Source organism: Paenibacillus sp. S29, assembly GCF_049319765.1.
Taxonomy (GTDB): domain Bacteria; phylum Bacillota; class Bacilli; order Paenibacillales; family Paenibacillaceae; genus Paenibacillus; species Paenibacillus polymyxa_B.
Map to the genome: position 1 here is coordinate 1 of NZ_JBMOUI010000029.1, position 21,791 is coordinate 21,791.

General features: G+C 45.2%; 20 protein-coding genes. 1 reads left to right on the forward strand and 19 read right to left on the reverse strand.

Translation table 11 applies throughout. The features are described from left to right. Positions 1 to 84: 84 nt before the first annotated feature. From ACL9RM_RS25820 to metH, 19 genes are all read right to left on the reverse strand, one after another. Positions 85 to 1,074, reverse strand: a complete 990-nt coding sequence (locus ACL9RM_RS25820) for a hypothetical protein (protein WP_250268504.1) — start codon at positions 1,072 to 1,074, stop codon at positions 85 to 87. Beyond that, the gene (locus tag ACL9RM_RS25825; protein ID WP_250268505.1) at positions 1,061 to 1,615 is read right to left on the reverse strand and encodes a hypothetical protein; all 555 of its coding nucleotides are present in this window, start codon (positions 1,613 to 1,615) and stop codon (positions 1,061 to 1,063) included. The genes ACL9RM_RS25820 and ACL9RM_RS25825 overlap by 14 nt, the downstream gene beginning before the upstream one ends. A 1-nt stretch (position 1,616) precedes the next feature. Then, the gene (locus ACL9RM_RS25830) at positions 1,617 to 2,012 is read right to left on the reverse strand and encodes a hypothetical protein (protein WP_061831504.1); all 396 of its coding nucleotides are present in this window, start codon (positions 2,010 to 2,012) and stop codon (positions 1,617 to 1,619) included. A 39-nt stretch (positions 2,013 to 2,051) separates the two neighbouring features. Beyond that, entirely contained in the window at positions 2,052 to 2,531 is a 480-nt protein-coding gene (locus tag ACL9RM_RS25835; protein WP_023988985.1) for a hypothetical protein, read from the reverse strand. Between the two features lie 51 nt (positions 2,532 to 2,582). Continuing rightward, positions 2,583 to 4,667: a hypothetical protein gene (locus tag ACL9RM_RS25840; protein ID WP_250268506.1), complete on the reverse strand. Its 2,085-nt coding sequence runs from the start codon at positions 4,665 to 4,667 to the stop codon at positions 2,583 to 2,585. Further along, entirely contained in the window at positions 4,657 to 6,492 is a 1,836-nt protein-coding gene (locus tag ACL9RM_RS25845; RefSeq protein WP_250268507.1) for an ATPase, T2SS/T4P/T4SS family, read from the reverse strand. The genes ACL9RM_RS25840 and ACL9RM_RS25845 overlap by 11 nt, the downstream gene beginning before the upstream one ends. Then, positions 6,493 to 7,350, reverse strand: coding sequence for a hypothetical protein (locus ACL9RM_RS25850; protein ID WP_250268508.1), 858 nt, complete (start codon positions 7,348 to 7,350; stop codon positions 6,493 to 6,495). Continuing rightward, the gene (locus ACL9RM_RS25855) at positions 7,347 to 8,060 is read right to left on the reverse strand and encodes a hypothetical protein (RefSeq protein ID WP_061831508.1); all 714 of its coding nucleotides are present in this window, start codon (positions 8,058 to 8,060) and stop codon (positions 7,347 to 7,349) included. The genes ACL9RM_RS25850 and ACL9RM_RS25855 overlap by 4 nt, the downstream gene beginning before the upstream one ends. A gap of 22 nt (positions 8,061 to 8,082) precedes the next feature. After that, positions 8,083 to 9,069, reverse strand: coding sequence for an SAF domain-containing protein (locus ACL9RM_RS25860; RefSeq protein WP_250268509.1), 987 nt, complete (start codon positions 9,067 to 9,069; stop codon positions 8,083 to 8,085). 41 nt (positions 9,070 to 9,110) lie between these two features. Next, positions 9,111 to 10,604: a serine/threonine-protein kinase gene (locus ACL9RM_RS25865; RefSeq protein ID WP_250268928.1), complete on the reverse strand. Its 1,494-nt coding sequence runs from the start codon at positions 10,602 to 10,604 to the stop codon at positions 9,111 to 9,113. Between the two features lie 180 nt (positions 10,605 to 10,784). Next, positions 10,785 to 11,843 (reverse strand): SAM-dependent methyltransferase, encoded by a 1,059-nt coding sequence (locus tag ACL9RM_RS25870; protein ID WP_250268510.1) that lies wholly within the window; start codon positions 11,841 to 11,843, stop codon positions 10,785 to 10,787. 22 nt (positions 11,844 to 11,865) lie between these two features. Next, positions 11,866 to 12,639 (reverse strand): ABC transporter ATP-binding protein, encoded by a 774-nt coding sequence (locus tag ACL9RM_RS25875; RefSeq protein ID WP_250268511.1) that lies wholly within the window; start codon positions 12,637 to 12,639, stop codon positions 11,866 to 11,868. Then, the gene (locus ACL9RM_RS25880) at positions 12,636 to 12,950 is read right to left on the reverse strand and encodes a thioredoxin family protein (RefSeq protein WP_061831513.1); all 315 of its coding nucleotides are present in this window, start codon (positions 12,948 to 12,950) and stop codon (positions 12,636 to 12,638) included. Before ACL9RM_RS25880 ends, ACL9RM_RS25875 begins: the two co-directional genes overlap by 4 nt. Continuing rightward, the gene (locus ACL9RM_RS25885; protein ID WP_235309667.1) at positions 12,947 to 13,285 is read right to left on the reverse strand and encodes a cyclic-phosphate processing receiver domain-containing protein; all 339 of its coding nucleotides are present in this window, start codon (positions 13,283 to 13,285) and stop codon (positions 12,947 to 12,949) included. Before ACL9RM_RS25885 ends, ACL9RM_RS25880 begins: the two co-directional genes overlap by 4 nt. A gap of 71 nt (positions 13,286 to 13,356) precedes the next feature. Beyond that, on the reverse strand, positions 13,357 to 14,205 hold the full coding sequence (locus tag ACL9RM_RS25890) for a deoxyribonuclease IV (RefSeq protein ID WP_250261192.1): 849 nt from the start codon (positions 14,203 to 14,205) through the stop codon (positions 13,357 to 13,359). Then, positions 14,195 to 15,013 carry an Fpg/Nei family DNA glycosylase gene (locus tag ACL9RM_RS25895; protein ID WP_061831515.1) on the reverse strand — a complete coding sequence of 273 codons (819 nt, stop codon included), beginning with the start codon at positions 15,011 to 15,013 and terminating at the stop codon, positions 14,195 to 14,197. Before ACL9RM_RS25895 ends, ACL9RM_RS25890 begins: the two co-directional genes overlap by 11 nt. A 70-nt stretch (positions 15,014 to 15,083) precedes the next feature. Beyond that, entirely contained in the window at positions 15,084 to 15,890 is an 807-nt protein-coding gene (locus ACL9RM_RS25900; RefSeq protein ID WP_414126674.1) for a TIGR01457 family HAD-type hydrolase, read from the reverse strand. Between the two features lie 506 nt (positions 15,891 to 16,396). Next, positions 16,397 to 17,326 carry a ribonuclease Z gene (gene rnz / locus ACL9RM_RS25905; protein ID WP_103049124.1) on the reverse strand — a complete coding sequence of 310 codons (930 nt, stop codon included), beginning with the start codon at positions 17,324 to 17,326 and terminating at the stop codon, positions 16,397 to 16,399. Positions 17,327 to 17,405: 79 nt separating this feature from the next. After that, positions 17,406 to 20,846 carry a methionine synthase gene (metH, locus tag ACL9RM_RS25910; protein ID WP_250268512.1) on the reverse strand — a complete coding sequence of 1,147 codons (3,441 nt, stop codon included), beginning with the start codon at positions 20,844 to 20,846 and terminating at the stop codon, positions 17,406 to 17,408. Between the two features lie 280 nt (positions 20,847 to 21,126). On the opposite strand from metH, the gene ACL9RM_RS25915 reads away from it, so the two are divergent. Further along, positions 21,127 to 21,669, forward strand: a complete 543-nt coding sequence (locus ACL9RM_RS25915) for a 1,2-dihydroxy-3-keto-5-methylthiopentene dioxygenase (protein ID WP_250268513.1) — start codon at positions 21,127 to 21,129, stop codon at positions 21,667 to 21,669. Positions 21,670 to 21,791: the final 122 nt, after the last annotated feature.

A 21,791-nucleotide genomic window follows, 5' to 3' on the forward strand; every position in this document is an offset into this window, starting at 1 on the left:
CTGCCTCCGAAAGAGTATCGGAAGCAGCTTATAGCCTAGGGTCTTTTTTTAGTGTCTATAAAATGGGGTCTTGACCAAGGGTGATTATTTTAAGCCATTATAACATTTGTACTCAAAGTATCCCGCAGCTGCTGCAGATTTTTCATCCGTAAAACGTTCACTCGCTTTAAAGGGAGCTGGACATGAATCTCTATAGAAATATTTCATTCTAGTATCTGGTTCTATGCCACCGATAATGTTTTGCTTTCTGACGACTCTCCCACCACCAAATCCATAGTTATTGTAATACCTGTCTCCGACCGGGATGCCTTGGATAAACGCGATCAGACCCACATCATCTATCGTGTTGTACCACTCCTCTTGCGGAATGATCGGTAGTGTGAATGTATAGGATATGCCGTTACGTGCAGCTTTTTCGTTATGGACATTAATCATTCGCGCCAGGTCCTCTTGAACGCTGCCAACAATAGTGGAACGACGTATTTGCTCAAAAGCTTCTGAATTATTCAGTAAAGATATAGGAGTCTGATCCTGAAGTTCCTTTTGAAAGCCCTCCACCCACCTGTGATTCCGCGCATCGTATGCGTGCACATAATTATCCAAGCTGAACCCCACACTGTTGCCTACTGAATCAACATAGGCATATGGCTTTTTTTCGCTCCATTTGTGGGCAATAGCAGCTTGTCCACGCTCGTCTGTATAGGCTTCTGAAGTGAACGCATAATAACCGTCATAATCCAGAATTACAATGGCTGGTATATAATCCAATAATGCACGTTGTGCTACTATATCCTCATCAATGCCTACATTAAGAAAAAGGGTATGCAGGAACGTGTTCAGCGCTGCTTCTTTATCTACACGAAAAAACTTATCCGATCCGTATCCGGCCTCGCGTTCCTGACGTTCATTCTGTGAGAGCACGACCCCTGCATCCTGAACTGCGGTACGGAGAGCCGACGTATATTTCATTTCTAGCTGCTGCACTTCACGCTGATTCTGCACCCGTAAGTCACTAACTACACCAAAGGGCAAAAACAAAAGTATAAATATGACTGCAAAATCAGTAATCTTCATTCAGAACCATGCCCCCGTAAGAAGCTGTAACTGCCGGCTTGCCGCTATCTGCCTCACCGAGAAGCCATGATTTGTACAAGTTCGCAGGAGTCCGATTCGTATTATGTAACCGGACCGTAAAATAATCCCCGGCCATCAAGGTATACCGACGTGTCTGATCTGATTTTGGCTGCTGATTGTCAGGAAACAGTACAGGCAAGATTTGCGGATTATAGTACCCATCATATACAGTTTCATAGTTGCCTAGAAAACTGTCTGGCTTCGCGGCATCTGCATAGTCCGGTACATACTTTTTGTGCATATGCTCCAAGTCAACTTCGTACGTATTGCCTGTCAATTCCAGATCACGCATAAAATCGTTATACATCGTCGGTGTAATGTAACCTTTGGTTCTTACCATATCAACAAAACGTACAGTTGAATGATATGTATTTAACCCGGATATATCATCCTGCCGTTCAGCAGCTTGAACTGCGGGTACGATGTACAAAAGCAATACAGCGAGCAGCGTCCCCAACAACTTGGATATTGTTTGAACCACTTCAGTCTTCCCCCAATTTCTCAAAACGTACAGATGTTATGTCCCCATTCCCATTACGCTGTGGATACATGGAATATAAAGAGGAAGTATCCAGGGCAGATACATCAGGCTCAAATGGTTCAGAATACACATCGTACTCTGTCCCGTCGACTTGAACCGAAATCCCCTCCTGTAAGTTCATGCGAATTGCCTGTATGACCTGTGTTCCTTTAATCCGTTCCGGCAATCCCACCCCAGCAGTACGGGCTATTCGCCCTTCAGAATGCTCCTCTTGCTGTGATCTTAATTCCAGTGCACCATCCAGCTGGCTGGACAAGTCTGCTGCCGTTACACATGCGGTTATGAACAGAATAACTGACACACCAAGCCTCAGCATACTTGAAGCGTGATCAGACATACTCCATCCCCCTTATGATTATTATCTTTGCTGTAGTGCTTAGGACTGGGTAAACAACAACCCACGGACAACGTTCGATTTGTCCTTTACGATTTCAGCCTTGAATTTGCCACTTGGATTTACGTATTCATTCTCTTTCTCATTAAGCGTATTCGTGATTTTCCCAGTCTTATCACTGCCACCATTCACTGCGCCATACTGTTCACTGTCTGGGCTAATGTTCAGAGCATTACCGTACCACTGGCCTGCCATATTTTTACCGGTTTTAATCTGAATGCCGAATTGGTCCTTCCCCTGAAACTTCCGTAGCGCGTTGGTCACCTGGGAACCACTAATCGTTGTGCCGTCATATACCGTAAAAGAGGCTTGAGACAATTCGGTCTGGATATCAGCAAAATTGTTTTGTGCCGTTTTAGTCGCCTCCTGGGCTGAAATAAACAGTATAACTACAATCGTAATTAGAGCGATGGTCAAAAATATCCCAGCGGCTACCTTTAAAGCTGTTGATGCGTTATTCATTATTTTTCTCTCCTCAGCTTGTTATTTTGTATTAGTCATAATAGAACTTTCTTACTGAATTTTTTGTATTTGCTCATAATAGTTATCCATTTGAACAAAACTCATGCCGATCAACGGAATCACCAAATATAAAAAGATAAGACCATACATCGGGGCAAAACCAATCATCCTTCCCCAGATAGCCTTGCTGTCTATTATTTTTTCATACTCCTGTTTTCTTTGTTCGAAATAGTAAGACATATGGGATTCCAAATCATCAAAGGCCTCTCGAATCGTAATTTTACCCAAAGACAAATGGAGCTTGTCCACTAGACGCTGAAACTCCGGCAAAGGTGCCTCTTCTTTTAATAAGTCAAGAGCTGCCTCTGGCCCATGTTCATAATGAAGCAAACATTTTTGCAGAGGTCTTTTGAATATAACTGAAAATCTGTTCAGCCACTCCAATATTTCCTCGACTGACATTCGTTCCATAACCCGCAAAATGGAAATAACTGTTTGAAATTGATACACCTCGTGCCTCATATCCAACCGACGCATTTTTCGTTGCAAATATAATAAAAGCATAGGCATTTGATAGGCTACATACCCAACAATCAAACTAATCAGCACTTCCCACCACTTGATGTATTCATCATTCCAATCTTTCAGCTTTTGGAGAATACGCCGAGTATTTGTGGATAGCTGTTCAGGAGTAACAGTTCCATTGGCATTATGTTCCAAAGCAGCGTACGTTCGTTCGTATGTGCTGTCCGCTCTCATGTTCAGCAAATGCATGATTTTGCGATCAATCCCACTCTGCTTCAAAGCTTCTTTTTGCTCCATCGGACTTAAATGTCCAAACATTTGACCCGATTGTACCGGGGCGTGAAGGATATGCGTTTTCTCAGCTTCATGTAAAAAAAATATCGTACTAATACTGAGCACCAAACCTACGATAAAAAGAGCCATTCTGCGTATGTAGAGCCACTCCAGCTTTATCTCCGCACCACTTTCTTTTAATAGACGGGTTATCTGGAAATAAGAAGATATATGTTGACGCGGAATTAAAGAATCCACCACATTACGGATGATGGGAAAACGGTATAGCTTCTGTTCCCAAACCCTCCGTCCTCTACCCGCACGATATCCTGTTTCATCGGTCTGTTGAAGCTTCTGTAACAGAAAATAAGATACGATTATCACAATATAAACGGACAATTTCGTGATATAACCCAATTTTCCCTGATAAAACTCATCCATGGATGGAAAGCTGGATCTCGCCCATGTCTCGATTGGGGTGGTAAAGAAAACAGGTGCCAGTGCGATCACGTTTAGACTTTTTAATAGATAGTCCAGTTTATTTCTTCGCAGCAACTCCAACTGGATTTCGCGTGCGAGACTGCCGAGCCCCTTCAAATAAATGGAGCCCCCCTCCTCAATCCGATCACCAAACTCCATTACCATATACGAGATACCGGCAAATGCTTTTAAAAATCGATTAGGAGCCGACTCATAGTATCTTTCCAATGCTTCGTGGGGATCAACATCTGTTAGCGCCTCATGGATGAGTCGTGCGTGTCTCCCAGCCTCTGCCTCCGCCAAATCGGCCGCTTCGGATATGGCTTCCTCCACCATACCGTGCTGATGGTAATAATGACGTACATTGGCGAATAATTCGATCATCTGTGCAAGTAGCCTTTTTTCCATCCGGCTAATGGCCATATCCAAAATAAGACTGTTGATTACCACTCCGCATAAAACGGCCAATATAGCAAACTCTATTCCTGGCTTCATCATGACCAGTACAACGCCACTGCAAGCAAAAGCCCCCCAGATGAACAGTGTCATCTTCATAGTCTGTAGGCGAAGCTTGTACTCATCGTAGGCATGCTGACCAGCTAGTCGCTTACGTACACTCGTGATGTAGCCAGATAAGAAAGGGACCTTCATACATAGCGTGTACAACTTATGCAGTAAGGCTTGCAGCTCACGTTGCAGTACCGCTTTTCCCTTACGTCCTTCCTGCACAGAATAAATTCGTCCTCTGCGAACTGCATGACTACTACGCTTATGCAACCCCCACAAAACTATATATAGAAGCGCAAAGCTCCCACCTGATATAAGTAAAATCCATAATGAAATTTCTTTAAGACTCATAGTCTTCCTCCCAATAGCGGGTCAAAAAACTGCGGAAATCTCTGGCATCCTTTACATTCATCTGCTCACACATTTCTTTTGCACTTTTGGCTGTTAAGGGCTCCATCGGTATATAGCTTCCGTTCCGATATTCCATAACGTGGCGATAACTGTAGCTCAATGAAGCATTGGAGCCTGCATCCGTATGATCCGGGTCACACGGCACACATTCTGTGATCCGTTCGATGTAGCGTCGCCCCTCCGCATCACGTTTGAGATGCACATCAAAGTTAATGGCATGAACTACCTGTTCCTCAGCGATGCCTTCATGCTGAAATACTCCTGTTTTGAGCAATGAATTACGAAGTGAAAACACGAGATCACGAAATGTTTTGGCATGATGAGTAAAAATGGTGAACAGACTGGCAACCTGCGACATTTGAATCATCCAAGCAGCTACTTCATCACTTGCTACTTCGCCTAGGATATTGACGGTTCCATCTGTTTTTTTCTGCAAGTCAAGCCCTTGTTGTCCTGAAATATGGTCCGTTTCTCGAAAGGTAAGAATGTTACGGCGACTGTAAATGCTGCGCAGATGCAGTTCAAAGGCCATTTCCTGAACACGAAGCGTATACGAAGCATAAATATGCTTGACCATCGCCATTAACAACGTCGTCTTACCTGAACCCTGCGCGCCTGTAATAGCAGTAATCCGGCTGCCTTTCATTAAATAAGAAAGTAGTTGGATTGGAAAATCAGCATTCTGTCCCTTAATTAACTGTTCCAGCGATGCGCTTTGAATATCGAATTTACGAACAAAGAAAGCCCACGATTCTGAGAAAGGAGGGCGCACCACCACTACCCGTGACCCATCCTTCATTTCGTTGACCTTATAACCATTCGCTTCGGAAAGCTGGCCCGGGTAATTGTATTTGTAAATATTTTGGCACACCCTTTTAAGTTCACGCTCAGATCCGAAGGAAAGAAACGAAAGATGGATCGTTTTACCTTTATAAAAAATCCACACGCTCTCATAACCATTGGCAGTAGACGCAGATGTTTGTTCAAATGCATACCCATCCGAAGGCCAGTCTGATGATGCAGGAATCCCACCTTCCGGCATACCACTGACACCCCCACTTACACCGTCGATCCGCTGGTCACGAATATCATCAATGACGGAAAAGCCTTTGTAATGCTGATAAATGCGCTGGACAATAATATCCACTTTCTCCAAAAAGGAAAGAGGGCGGTACTCACAGTCATAGATATAACGAATATCCTCTGCGGTAACGAGATAACTTCCATCTTCTTCACCTTGCTGTGAATACCTCATTTCGGCCAAGTCATAAGTATCCAATAAACGTGATAGTGCATCAGCGCCAAACTTCTGCTGGTATTGGTAAAATATAATTTCGAATTGATCCTGTATGCTAAACAACTCAGGTCTGGAGAATGGCATAACAGTATCGACGATTTTCTCGTTCAAGCCGTAACCGTTAATCAGAAGCTCAGCCATCAGATTTTTAACAAAACGTTTATCTCCAATGCTGCCATTGGCACAGTCCTTTAACGCCCTGCGTAGTTCCGCCCTTTGATGGATACGCCGTCTATATTCCTCTTCATGCAATCCGGCATCCGCCATCTGGCTATGACTCAGTTCATGAAGTGCATTTTTGATATACTCTATTAATGTTTCGAATGTGGCATCTTCGTTCTTTTTTTCTACCCGAAGGGTTGAATGTCGCGAGTGAAGATTCCCTCGATATTTAACAATAATCAGTACGATGCACATCAGTACTATGCAGGTAAGAATCAATCCGTTGATCATTTGAGCGGACAGCATTTAAGCGCCCCTCTCCAAAGCCTTGAGCCGAAGATCGGACTCTGCCGCCTCCAGAATAGCTTTGCTGATATGTCGTATACTCTGCGCCCATCCTACGGGCATAAAAAGCTTGCGATGCTGCTCTTTTCCACTTCGTACCTCACGTTGCACATGGCCGATCACATCCCTGCGGTTCCATGCGTCCATAAATCCGGTGCTATAAGGGACTGTATACAAAGCACCTTTGTAGCCATATCTCCTGCGAATATTCATTTCATTCACTTGAGAATGCACATCATATTTCCCAAGTACTATTAATAAGGGCAATGATGAGTAGGTAGATAACGGAGACACGGATTCAAAATAAGCATCTAATTCTCGCATATTCTGAGTGAGTGAAAGAACGGCCAGTTTGGCTCGTGCACATGCTTCATGCTGTACAGCCCCCCACCCTGCTCCACTTCCTGCATCAATCAGCGTTAAATCATAATATTGATTCGCTGTATCTATTACTGCCCGTACAAGCCCTGGAGATAGTAACGGCGGTGCAGCTCCAAAGCTGGAGGTTCCCTCAAGTACATCCAAAGTATGTTCGAGTACAGGTGTCGTATAATTACGAATATTTTCTTTAGACAGTGTCCCTCGCAGAACTAAACGTGCGGCAGCATCCCAGCCCCCTTCCTGAAGCTGTAGGGTTGGATCGTCCATACCATACTCCTGTATAGGTAATCCTGATTCAATACCGGTATATCTACGACCTAAATGAGTCAATAATAGTCTTCCTCTATATAGATTGCCTATGGTAATTGCTATTGCTGCCGTCAAAGAGCTACTTCCACTAGCCCCCTTAATGGGGCTCCAAAACAAAATGGTACTCATGCTCTACTCCTTTCCGCACGCTTTAGTGCACGACGACTCACTTTTAATTCCCAACTCATCCATTCCCCAATACAACGGCATAATTCTTTCTTATACATTCTGGATAGCGGTTTTAGTAGTAGCTGTTTTTTATGCTCATTTTCCAGTTTCAGAGCAAGCAGCCCCTCATCCCATGGCAGAACATATGGCTCTTGCTGCCAAGAAGCCGGGAAATGGTTCATGTATTCCCACAGATACGGCTCCTCCACACCACAATCCACAGCCTGTAAAAATAGCTTGTGAAATACAAGATCTTTGGGGAATTCGGGTTGACTGAATAAATGCTCAAGCCAATTCTGTCCGTTGTGCATTAGCATACGGCTATAATCACTGACCCAAACTCGCAGTTCTGCCCCTTTCCAAACAGAAATTGGACAAAAATCAGGTAACTCTACATCCAAAATAACAATGTCATAAGCCTGCTCCGCCTTTTGATCAGTCATCATAACGGTATGCAGGTCTTCCCATGCTGTAAATCCAATTGCTACATCAAAACCACTAAACTGCGTAATGGGAAGTGGTTTGTCGAGCATCCCTATGCTATACCGATACTGTCCCCGCAGCGTAGCATCCACAAGCAGTACCTGTTGGCCGGAAGCTGCTAATATGCTGCTGATATATAACAAGGTATCGCTTTTGTCACAAAGCCCGGCAAATATCCATGTTTTCATACTTCCGTTCCTTTTCTCTCATTTATTTGGCATACGGATCAGAGCTTCCGCCCTGCGTCAGAATCTTTGTTTGTTCTTGATGATCCTGCTCGTTCTCATATTCATTTCTTGTAGCATCAATCCCGCTTGCTGGGTTTTCTATAGTAGCACCCGCATGCTGGGCTACAATTTCCTCACTCAGACTTCTTTCCACGGGTGTTGAAATCACATTGTTTGACGCATTAATTGCATTTTCAAGCGAATCCCGCAGCTGCTTGGACAGCTTTTGTTCAGCAACGCGTATCAAATTCGGATCACTATTCATTAACGCTAACACCTGCGCATTAGGCGGATAGGTCGGGATTGCCTTGGGCTGAAATTGGGGATCGACATATGTCAGGGCATAGATAGATGCTTTATGCAAATAAGCATCAACAATCGCACTCGAAAGTGATAATATTTCCTGCTCATTCAAAGTGACCCAGACAATTGGACCTTCCAGTCGAGAAATCTTCTTCTTAGATAATAGAATGTAATCCTGCCCTGTTGGAAATTGAATGCGGATATCCACTTCGTCACCCGACTTGAGGCTGTTGGGCAATACTACCACCTTTAGCTCACGGTTGCGTAAATCTTTAGATGTGGGCTCATCAGCAGTAATCATGGCCGATGTAAGCACAGATCCCTTTTTTAGCTCAATCTTGGCTGTGGTACCGGAAACCTCACTTTTATCTGTCAGCAAATTTGATGGGGCCTGAGAACCGGGAACTTTAATTCCCTTCAAATCATTAGATGCAATCTGTTCGCCTGGAGAAATGTCACGGACAACCGCCCAACCTTTTTTCGCGGTTCGTTGCTCCTGCTCATACACTTTCCATTTCTGCTCTGCCTCTACTTCAGCCTGTTTCCTGATCTCATCCATTTTATGGATATTAACCATAAGGTAGCCAGCAAAGATAATGCCAACAATCCCTGCGCCAATACAACCGGCGTATAGCTTTTGTTTACTGCTTTTTCTTAGCTTGGACACACAACTTCTCCCCTGCCTCTTTTTGATATATACCGTTCTATTTAGCGCTGTCGTTTAAGGAATCCGAAGCGTTTTTTCCGGGTATCTGGAATGACTCCGCGAAACAGCTCGTCCAGCACCTGATCCACCTCATCATCTCGTTCGAAGGGGTCTGAGTGGAACGGTAAAGCAAATACTTTATCGTGATCCAGCTCCTTACGAAGCCTACGAACCGCCTCCGAGGTTGCCAATGGCAAGCAGTAATTCCATTTATGCTGTGGGTGGCGCTGAAGAGATCGGGCTAGCCCTGCTATATCCTGAACTCTCCATTCGGCCCCTGAGCCAATGACAAGCGGATAATCGGCTCTCAAGAATTCTTCCAGTCGTTCATTGTCCTGCCCACTCCCCAGGTCCAGTACGATAAATCTATAGGAGCCACCCAACAAAGAAATGACATCCGCACGAGATGTTTGCCGCCAGTAGTGTACTCCATCAACTTCAAAACGCCGACTTGAACTCGATTGTCCAACGGATGTGCCTTCTACGACTTCTTGAAGTCGGGCAAATGCTTTGGCTGTGCTGTGCAGCTCAACCAAAGCTACAGAGCGGGACCTTCGAGCCAGATAGTGGCTCACCGCAATTGCTGTATGAGTAGCACCGGAGCCGGCAGAGACACCCAATACAGCCACTACCCTTGTACCTGCATAATCCATTGAGGCATCATTAACGGATATTCCTTGTTGAGCAGGCTGAAAATCCGCACTGTGCCGCAGTTCTCCAATGACCTCCCCGGCAGATTGAAATCGTTCCTCAGGATGCTGACGCAGCAGTTTTCGAATCACCGGGATCAAATGGCGGGGCAATTCTCCGCGAATATACCCTTCTACTCCCGCAGTCCACTCGCTATATTTGCCTCCTGTACATAGATACAATAGCAGCGCTCCCAAACTGTATAAGTCTGAACGAGCATCCGTCTGACCTGCTCCATATTGCTCCGGGGCAGCGAAGCCCACTGTGCCCAGCTTTACCGTATCTTGATCCAGTTCAGCCTTATAGCTCCTCGCTATTCCAAAATCAATCAGTATAAATTCCATTTCCGGTGTCAGCATAATATTCGTCGGTTTCAGATCCCGGTAAATGACTGGCGGTTGACGGGTATGCAAATAATCCAACACATCCAGTACCTGCAAAGCGAATGGGACGATCTGCTCCTGTGGAATATAGCCTTCATAGCCCTTCATGTATGCTTCCAGCGTAATTCCCTCGATGTAATCCATGACCAGGTATACCGCACCAGATCGAGGATGCTCAAAAAAATCAACAATTCTCGGTAAACGTGGATGACTTAGCGAAATCAGCATCTCTGCCTCCGTACGTACAAGCTTCATCACTTGTGGCCCGGCAACCGACTCCTTCACCGCCCATTGCTTGCCTGGCAGTTTTAAATCCTCTGCCATGAACACGCGGCTCATTCCTCCCGAACCCAATGTGCGAACAATACGGTAACGCTCACCGACAATGGATCCGAATTCCAACTGTGATGGTTGCTCCATTATTCTCCTACCTCCTTTCTAAAGCAGACAACGCAAAAAAGGGAAAGCTGCCGCAAAATCAAATTTCCATGTCGCCATGAAAACCGTTTTCGCGGGATGCTTTCCCTTGATTTAAACATGATTATTATTTTTAAGGAACAATTTGGATTTATTATATAGCACACCTGTATCTATTGTAAAGTATTATTTTCCATACTTGATCATGTACAGGGTAATTTCATCTCGGTTATGGAATAGCTGCTTAGCTCGCTGAATCTGCATGCCGGACTCCTCAAATGAAGCAATTACATCATGAATGAGCGCCAAGGGCTTTTTATGCATTAGCTTGACCGTAACGATAGCAGTACCACCACTTCGCAAACTATATAGTAAATCAGTAACGAGCCTTGCCATTTGCTTAGGACTCCAGCTCATATCACAAACCAGCAGATCGAACGAATTCTCTTTAAATTTGACTTCACTTGCATTTTTACGCAAAAAAGTCAGATTGGCGTACTTCATCAGTGATGGCTCCATCTTTGCCGGATCAACCGCTGTAACTTTCAGTCCCCGCTCCAGTAAGAAGGAAGTCCATCCACCTGGTGCTGCCCCAATATCCAGTCCCTGACGGAAAGCACCAAAATCTATGCCGAACGTTGCCTCTGCTTCCAATAGCTTGAATTTGGCACGAGAAATTTGTCCATCTTCTTTTTGAAAACGAACCGCGCCTCCGCTCCAATCCGATAGGCTATCCTCAGGACGTGATACACCTGCATACCACGTATCTGTATCTGCAAAAACGGACACAATAACATCGGCGCCTTGTACTGTCTGCTCCATAGGTAAATCACTTATTTGTTCACTCAAAGCCTGCTTGAGCGCACCTGCGCTTTCAGTCCAACTGCTATTAGATCCTTTGCGCACTTGTAAAGAAACACGTTGATCCATCAGTTCCTTGCGGTTACGGATGAATGCAACCAGCCGTTCCTGCACCTGAACCAGGTCCGTTCCTTCTTCCTGAAAATGAACAGGAAACAAGTGACGTAAAAACATCGGCGGCTGAGCTGTAATTGTCCTCACTGCCTCAATTTCTTCCGCAGGTAATGTAGCCAGAAAAATTTCACCAGGTAAAAGCATTGTGCTTTTTACAGAGCCAAATAATCTTCTAAGCTCCTCTTGAGCATAGGGTGCAAAACCGTGATTGGCCGTACAAACAAATCTTGATGATGACAAAGTAGACTCACTTTGTTCATCTGTACTCATATATAGTTCCTCCAAAATAACATTACCCTCCAGTGCACACCCGAATCCAGGGACGTTCTCCATCCCAATCCAGCTCAACCGGAACTTCATATGTGTGCATAATCAATTCTTTCGTTAAAACTTCTTTTTTCGGTCCAGCTGCTGCGACCTTACCATCACGAATCAATGCAACATGCGTAAAGAGAGGGACAATCTCCTCAATGTGGTGAGTCACATAAACCACTGATAAGTCTCGCTTGCGGAGCCGATCAATCTCGACCAGCATTTTTTCCCGCTCAAATAGATCCAACCCGGCACAAGGCTCGTCCATAATCAGCAGACGAGGTTCTGCCATCAGTGAGCGGGCCAGCATCACCTTTTTACGTTCTCCTTGAGATAACGTCCCCAGTGGGTGATGAATCAAGTCGCCTAAATTCATACCCTCCAGCAAAGATATGGCCTTTTCTTTTGCCCCTCTCGGAATTTCCTGATAAAAGCGCAAAAAAGCATACGCACCTGTAGCGACAACTTCCCAAACGGGATCTTTTAGCGCCAGCTTTTCCAACAAGGTCTGGCTGATATATCCGATTTGTTTGCGAACTTCCCGCACATCACATTGACCATACATTTGCCCAAGCACTTCAACCGTTCCATGACTTGGAAACATATATCCTGTCATCATTTCCAGCAATGTTGTTTTACCGGAACCATTGCGACCCAGAATAGCCCAATGTTCACCTTCTCGTATGTCCAGGCTTACATCGTCCAAAATCCGTCTTTCTTCCCGCTGCAACGTAATGCTCTTCATGGATATCATTCCATCACGCTCCTTATTTTGCTCAGCAAGTGTTCTACAGATTCCATTTTGTAGATGATTTCAGGATTTTTGTTTTCACCATTATATATAAGAAGCGCGGGAACGCTTGATATCCGGTACTCCTGTACCAGTTCAGGAATATAGTTAATGTTGCTCTGCACCACTGCTTCTTCAGGGAGCAAATGCTCTGCTACCTCCAGCATTTTACGGGCAGCCGCGCATGTTCCGCACATGGGAGTGTACACAAACAAAGCCAGCTTGCATCCCTCCCATATGGCACGGCGCGCCTCTTTTTGTCCGATCTCTTTCATCGTTCAGACCCTTTTCTGATCTCTCGCATACGCTCTTCGGGTATGGGCCCGTTATGTACGGTGACTCCCTCTGGCTTATTCGCATAGAGTAGCTCATACATGGCTCGCCGCCCCTCTGGACTGGACGAATGCAAGTAAATTTCACGTGGATATAACCGTTTCTCTGCGATAGCAGCAGCCACATCCTTTCCCGTAGGCTGACCTGGACCCAAATCATAATCTAGCGATAGTATCGAAATAGGGTATTCATGAAGCAGCAGCAGACACTCATCCGCATCTCTTGCCAGCTTAAAACCCGGAGGACAAGGCCGATAATCGTCCATAAACAAATACATCAACTTCTCCTCCTTTTTCCATATATGCAAGCTCACAAGCCTCAAAGATAGTTATTATCAATCAGACCGATTTACTCCCAGCTTAGAATCATTTGAATATCCTCCTGATGTGTCCCATCAGGTCCCGTCTCACTCTCCAAAACGATAGGAATACCTCTTACAGCCTCCTGATCTGTCATCCAACGCATGCCCTCAGTACCAATGTAGCCTTGTCCCACACGAGCATGTCTGTCTTTTTTAGAGCCATATGGGTATTTAGAATCGTTCAAATGAACTCCACACAGAGCTGACCAATAGCCGAGACGATTCCCTTTTTCGATCAAAGCCTCGTCCATTCCACCGTTCCACAATCCCGCTGCATATGCATGACAAGTGTCTAAGCAAAAGCCGATACTGTCAGGATACCGGCACAGCTGACGGATCTGCACCATTTCCTCAAGCGTGGTTCCCATGGGTCCATGATCTCCCGCCTGATTTTCGATCAATATTTTAGCATTTCCCTGCCAGCCTTCCAGCACATCATTAAAACAGTTAATGATGTTACGATAGCCCTCTAGAGGGTCTAACGAATGCATATGACCAAAATGAACGACAATCCCTTTTGACCCACAAGCTTCAGCAATATCCAGATCATTGCGTAATGAAGCAATCGTCAACTCATAAAGTTCCTGACCACGCTCGGACCCATGAGCCGGATTAACGGGATATGGTGAATGAGCAATGGATTGAAGCTGGTGCTCTAAACAGTAAGCGTTGCAAGCAGCAGCATCAGTGGCACTCCATTCCTTCAGCCTAAGACTACGAGGATTTTTCGGGAAATATTGAAATGAACGTCCCCCCTGCTCTCGCGCACGCATAGCGGCTTTGGAAAAGCCACCACGCGTACTCACATGGGAGCCGATGAGCAATTTAGGCATCATGCTGCTGTACCGGGCAATAAAATGCTTTTTTCCCCGCCAGTTCAACCCTTACAATTTTTCCGCCACTTGGAGATTCTTCTCCTTCGCGGTCATATACTCGACACTGATGATCAAATCCACCTGTTAGCGTGTCCCCCTCCATTAGAGGCATTTCCATGTACCCGCCTTCCGCTGTAGCTTCACGTAGTACGGATTGAGTGGCATGATATAGCTTTTCCACTTTTTCTGGCGACTGCACAATGTTCTGTACTTTGGAACCCGGTGTAAATCCGGCGATATAAGCAATTTCGTCTGAATAACAATTGCCAATACCCGAAAAAATCTGCTGATTCACCAGCGTTGTTTTCAAAATCCCCCGGCGTCCCTTCAGCCGTGCTGTAAACTTTTCCAACGTCATGCGACGGTCTAACGGATCAGGTCCCAGGTCTGACAAAGCTTCTTCTGTTTCTTTAGCCGTTAGCAGGTGCAGATAACCTAAGCGGAGTCCGATAAAATAAAGCTTTACTCCACTAAAATCTAATTCGATCTGAACTGTACGATCTGGACGCTGCTCCTCCGTTCCCAGATATAACAGTCCTCCGAGCATCAGATGAAGTACGAGCCGCCCGCCCGTGTTTAAATGAAAAATCAAATGCTTGCCTCGACGCTCTAAATATACAACGGTCGTTCCCAGCAATTGCTTCTCAAACGTTTCCACTTCAGTATTAATGGACTTTTCACGGCTAACCGTCACTCCAGTAATCGGAATGTCCAAAATTTGTTTTGATAATAAGATTCTGTAGTTTTCCATTTCAGGAAGTTCCGGCATAACAACATCTTTCCTTTCGTAGCTACATAGCTTTTAATTCTCGCAAGTTTTGTAAGACATATACTTTCTATTATTTCAGCTCTTCTTTCATCCAGTCCTGCAGTTCAGCGAGATTGTCAAACATCAGGTCAGGTTTCACTCCAACGGTACGCACATGCTCGTCCATATTTGCGCGGGTCGTCACGCCCGACAGGATCAGAGCTGTTTTACAACCTGCTGCTGCACCTGCCGCAATATCTGTAAGCATATTATCGCCCACAACCAGAGCTTCATCCGCCCTAATGTTTAAGCGGTTCAGCGCATAGTTCATCAATACGCTTGAAGGCTTGCCGATGACAATAGGCTTTACCTGTGAAGCCGCTTCAATTGCAGCTCCAATCGTACCTGCACCTGGCGTTAGCCCATCATGTGAAGGCAATTGGAGATCCGGGTTTGTTAAAATAAAAGTTGCTCCTTCCCGAATCCAGCGCATGGCAGCGGCCAGCGCATCATATGTAAATTGACGATCTATCCCCTGCACCACATAATCAGGATGGTTCTCAACAAGCTGCAAACCGGCTCCTGTGAGTGCATCGCGTAATCCTGTTTCCCCAATACAATATACACGAGCTCCAGGACTTTGCTGTGCAACATATTGTGCAGCTGCTAACGCCGAAGTATATACTTCATGGCTGGTCGCCTCAATTCCCATACCAACCAAATGCTCAGCCACCGAATCGGGTGTACGTGAAGCATTGTTTGTAACATAAGCATAAGGTATCTGGTCTGTACGCAATTGGGATATGAACAGATCCGCACCCTTGATCATCCGATTTCCATGATAAAGTGTTCCATCCAGATCAATTAGTAACGATTTTATCGCAATCCCCTCCCCCACTTCAAATCCATTCACATCATAGCATTAAAAATTATAATTCATCCCATGAACGATATTCTCCTTCTTATTTAACCACCTTAATTATTCAGGTCATAAAATAATCGGCCGTCTCTATTCATCTCATCTATCTTAAGTCAAAAATGCTTATGAAGTCCATGAATTGCTGGTAAAACGTCCAAAATAGTGCCATTCCTCGCTAAAAGCCGTCGCTTTCCCATGACATAAGTTCACTTCTTCGTCGAAATCCATCGAAGGCGCTATTTCCTCAAAGGAAATCTCCTGTATTTCCTGGTCATGCTCAAGAAATATAATCCTTTAAATTCGATATATAGAAACTCGAATAGGACACGCCTCCATATGTGGTAGAACAAATTCATCCCCCACCACCCTGCACGGGTTCTCATCTCTTGTCGCATCCTGCGCTTTCCCGGAAAATAATTTCGGTGAAAAACAAAGGCACCGAGGCAAGCCCCGGCACCCATGCACATATCTTCTCCAATCTTTTATTAACCGATATCGGGTACCGGTAACAACACATGCTGCTCCGCAAGCAATGAATTAGGAAATATGCTTTGCGCTTCCTCCAGCAATGGCTGAAGCTGCTCCTGATCTTTATACCTAGAACTAAAATGCGTCATGATTAACTGACCCGCACCTGCGGCTTTTGCAGCTTCCGCTGCCTGAAGCGCTGTACTATGATGATACTCGTAAGCTGTATCTGCCAGTTCATGCAGAAAAGTGGCTTCATGAACGACGACAGTTGCATCTTGAGCCAGCACTACCGTATTCGGACAAGGTCTTGTATCCCCTAAAATCGTGATGATACGCCCTTTTTTCGGCGAACCCAGTACATCCTGAGGATGCAAAATAACTCCACCCTCTACCTCCACGCTTTCCCCACGCTTTAACTTACCGTACACCGGGCCGGGCTTAATACCATATCGCTCCAACAGCTCTTGATTAAGCTTACCGGGCTTATCCATCTCTACAACTCGGTAGCCATAGCTGTCAATCCGATGATCCAGCAAAGCTGACTCTACCCGGAATTGTCCGTCATCAAACAGAACCCCGCCCGTATGCTCCACAATATGTAGTTGGTAATTGATACGCGATTGGCTGATCCCTAAAGATAGCTCGATATATTGCTGGATTCCAGGTGGCCCATATACCGTCAGTGGTGTCGTTCCCCCTTGATACGCTCTGCTCGACAGCAGTCCCGGCAGACCAAAAAGATGATCCCCATGCAAATGGGTGATAAATATTTTTTCAAGTCTGCTTAGTTTGAGCGGCGAACGCAATACCTCTTGTTGAGTGCCTTCGCCGCAGTCGAACAGCCACATGCTTCTTCGTTCTTCCAGCAAACGAAGAGCGATGGACGTTACATTTCGCTGAATCGTAGGCACCCCTGCATTTGTACCGAGAAAATAAAATTCCATAACATTAACCTTCTTCCTGCTGACCAGCAAAAAACCTCCGAAGCTCGGAGGGTATTTGCTATCCCATCTGATAAAGGTGTTAAACCTTTTCGACGTTAAAATACTGCGCCTGAGGGTGGCTGAACACCATGGCTGATACAGAAGCCTCCGGTTCCATCATAAACCCTTCCGTCAGCTCAACGCCAATATCCTCAGGTTTTAACAACTGGAACAACGGCCCCTGATCCTCTAGATCTGGACATGCCGGATAGCCAAAGGATACCCGAATGCCTTGATATCTGGCACCGTGTCGCTGTTTCATTGTCATATCAGCAGGGTCCGGGAACCCCCAGCTATCCCTGATAATATGGTGAAGCCGTTCCGCTAACCCTTCTGCTACTTCGAGTGCTACCGCTTGAAGTGCATGCGAGCGCAGATAATCTCCTTTATCTTTCCACTGGGTAGATATCTGCTGAATCCCATGACCAGCTGTAACGACCATGAAACCTACATAGTCCATAACTCCGGATTCCACTGATTTCAAGAAATCAGCCAGACATAGATAAGGCTCTACCTGCTGGCGCGGGAATGTAAATGTGTGCAGTACCTTGCTCACATCCGAGGGATCATAGATCAGAATTTGATCTCCTTGGGACTGCGCTGGAAAGAAACGATACATAGCATGTGCCTGGATGATTCCGTCTGTCACAGCTTCAAACATGATGCTGTCCACGGTTTCCTTCAACTGAATCGCTTTCGGATCTTCCGAAGCCAGCAGCTGTTCAACATTGCCTTTTAAACCAAGATGATGCCCCATTAGCATCTGCATATTCACGTAAGGCAAAATATAATTCAGTGGATAGTTGCGCAGTACATGGCGATCCGTATCTGGTGGAATATAAACGGGCAAATCCTGAGCAATATTAGAGCGCACAGCTCGAGTGAGCTTAGGGAGCGGCTTGGCTTCCACGACGATTGCCGCTTCCGCCTCCCGCTCAGCCTCCATGTCCTCAGCCATTTTTTTGCGGGACTCAGGATTCATAAGCTTATTGGCAATATCCAGACCATCCATAGCATCCTTTGCATAGGCAACCAGACCATCATACTCAGGACGGATACGATTTTTAGTGAACTTACGTGTTAAAGCAGCTCCACCCACCATTATTGGAATATCAATATTCGCATTTTTTAAATCCTGTGCGGTCAGCACCATTTGTTGTGCCGATTTAACAAGCAGTCCGGATAAGCCTATCATATCGGCCTTTTCTTCACGGTAAGCTTCAATAATGCGTTCTGGTGGTACTTTTATACCCAGATTCACGATATGGTAACCATTGTTGGATAGAATAATCTCCACCAGATTCTTACCAATGTCATGCACATCACCTTTGACTGTAGCCAACAAAATCTTACCTTTTACTGAGGATTCATTCTTCTCCATGAACGGCTCTAAATAGGCTACGGACGCCTTCATCACTTCAGCGCTTTGCAGCACCTCTGCAACAATCAGTTCGTTATTGTTAAACAGTCGTCCTACTTCCTCCATCCCCTTCATCAGCGGGCCGTTAATAATCTCCAGCGAAGAATATTTCACGAGAGCTTGCTCCAGATCCGGAATGAGTCCCTCCTTACTTCCCTCGACTACATAGGAAGCCAGTCGTTCTTCGAGCGAAAGGTTTGATATCTTTTCTTTTTTCTCCACTTTCTTGTTACGGAAAGCTGCTACAAAAGCGGATAAAGTATCGTCATTTGTTTTATAGATTAAGTCTTCCGCAAGTTTCCGCTCATGCTCTGGAATGGATGCATAACGTTCAAGCTTCTCAGTGTTTACAATCGCATAGTCCAGACCTGCTTTGGTGCATTCATATAAATAGACGGAATTGAGTACTTCACGACCCGCTTCCGGCAAACCAAAAGATACGTTACTGATGCCCAGGATGGTATGTACCCCGGGAAGCGCTTCTTTAATAATGCGAATGCCCTCAATCGTTTCCTTAGCTGAACCGATATATTGCTCATCACCTGTTCCTACTGGAAATACGAGCGTATCAAAAATTAGATCCTCCGCTGCCAAACCGTAACGGTTCACCAACAGATCATAAGAACGTTTAGCTACCTCAAGCTTATCCTCACGTGAAATAGCCTGTCCGCGTTCATCAATGGTTCCAACAACAACAGCGGCGCCGTACTTATGAATAAGAGGAGCCATTTTCTCAAATTTCTCTTCACCATCCTCCAAATTAATGGAGTTAATAATCGCCTTACCTTGCGAATATTGAAGTGCTTTATCAATGACTTTAATATCCGTGGTATCAATCACCAAAGGTACTTTTACCTTGTTTACAACCAGTTTCAAAAACGCTTCCATATCCGTCATTTCATCGCGATCCGGGTCCTGCACACAAATATCAATGACATGCGCTCCGCTTTTTACCTGAGCGCGAGCAATTTCAGATGCCTCTTCATATTTGCCTTCCACGATCAAACGCTTGAATTTGCGGGAGCCCAGAACGTTCGTTCGCTCACCAACCATATACGGACGATTGTCCTGTTCAATGTATACAGGCTCAATGCCTGATACGGCAGGAGGATGATGACCTACCAGCGGACGCGGCTCAAACAGCGCCATACTTTCACTCATAACTCGAATATGCTCAGGCGTGGTACCACAACAACCCCCAGCAATATTCAGCCAGCCTTTTTCAGCGAAAGCAGCCATTTTACGTGCTAATGAATCAGGCGATTCATGGTATTGGCCATTTTCATCGGGCAAGCCCGCATTTGGATAACAGCTAATAGCTGCAGAGGACATTTCAGACAGAGAGCGAATATGATCACGCATAAACTCTGGACCTGTAGCACAATTCAATCCAATCGAAATTGGATGTAAGTGTTCAAGTGATATGCAAAAGGATTCGATATTTTGTCCGGCCAACGTCGTTCCCATTGGCTCAATCGTGCCTGAAATCATTAGCGGAAGCTCGATACCTGTCTGCTCAAAAGCCTGCCGAATTCCGATGCTTCCAGCCTTGACGTTAAGCGTATCCTGTGAGGTCTCCAAAAGGAGTACATCCACGCCGCCTTCAATAAGCGCCAAGGCCTGCTCTTGATAGCTTTCAATCAGCTCAGCAAATGTAACACCACCTGTGACAGACAAGGTTTTCGTGGTTGGGCCCATAGCTCCTACTACAAAACGTGGCTTGTCCGCAGTGCTGTATTTATCCACCGCGTTACGCGCTAGTTTGGCCGCCACCAGATTAATTTCACGGGCACGTTCTGGTATATCGTAATCCGCCAAAACGACGGATGTTGCTCCAAATGTATTCGTTTCAATTAGGTCTGCTCCAGCCTTCAAGTAAGCTTCATGAATCCCTTGAATGACATCTGGTCTCGTTAAGACCAGCATTTCATTACAGCCCTCCAGCTCTTCCCCACCAAAATCATCGGGGGAAAGGTCTTCCTGTTGAATCATGGTGCCCATGGCCCCATCAAGAAGGAGTATTCTTCGTTGTAATGCATCCTGCAAGCTAACTTTATCCAAATTTCTTCACCCCCGCAAAACGTTAAATCCTAGTTTAGCAGAAACCGTATCATTTAGATAGATTGAAGTAAAAACATACGTTTTATACAGGTTGTTCTTTGTAAAAACGACTGCTCTAATCCATTTTTATAGTTTGTAGCATTACAGAACGTACTTAACCCTAACCCTTTAGCTATAGTCATTTGCATTATAAAATGTTGAAATCCTGTATTGTACAACGTTTCAAGACATGGTATTCTTTATACATCATTAATCCAAGTGGAAAAGAGGGGATAGATATATGGCCGAAATCTTAATACGTAATACGAATAAACGAATTAGCGGTGAAGAACAAGTACGTGAATTTCTGGAGAGTCACGAGATATTGTATGAACATTGGGATGCTTCCAAATTGTCTGGGGAGCTGCAAGAAAACTTTACCTTAACAGATGATCAAAAGGCCGCTGTTCTCCAAACATTTGAACCCGAAATCAAGGATTTAGCCGCACGTCGCGGATATAAAATATGGGACGTTATCACTTTATCTGAAGCAACGCCGAATTTGGACGAGCTGCTAGCCAAGTTTGAGCAAATTCACACCCACACCGAGGATGAAATTCGTGCCATTGTCGCTGGTAAAGGCATCTTCATCATTAAAGGCCCTGAAGAGATCGGCTATTTTAACGTAGAGCTTTCACCGGGAGACGTTATCTCCGTACCTGAAAATATACCTCACTTCTTCACTTTAATGGAGAATCAAAAGATCGTCGCAATCCGCTTGTTCATCGAAGAAAATGGCTGGATTGCCGAGCCGTATGAAGACCCAACCTTCATTAAAGCATAATTACGAATTTATCCTTGTGTGAATAAAAAAACTCCCTCTGCTCTGTGGTCAAGACCCCATTTTATAGACACTGAAAAAAGCCCCTAGGCTATAAGCTGCTTCCGATACTCTTTCGGAGGCAG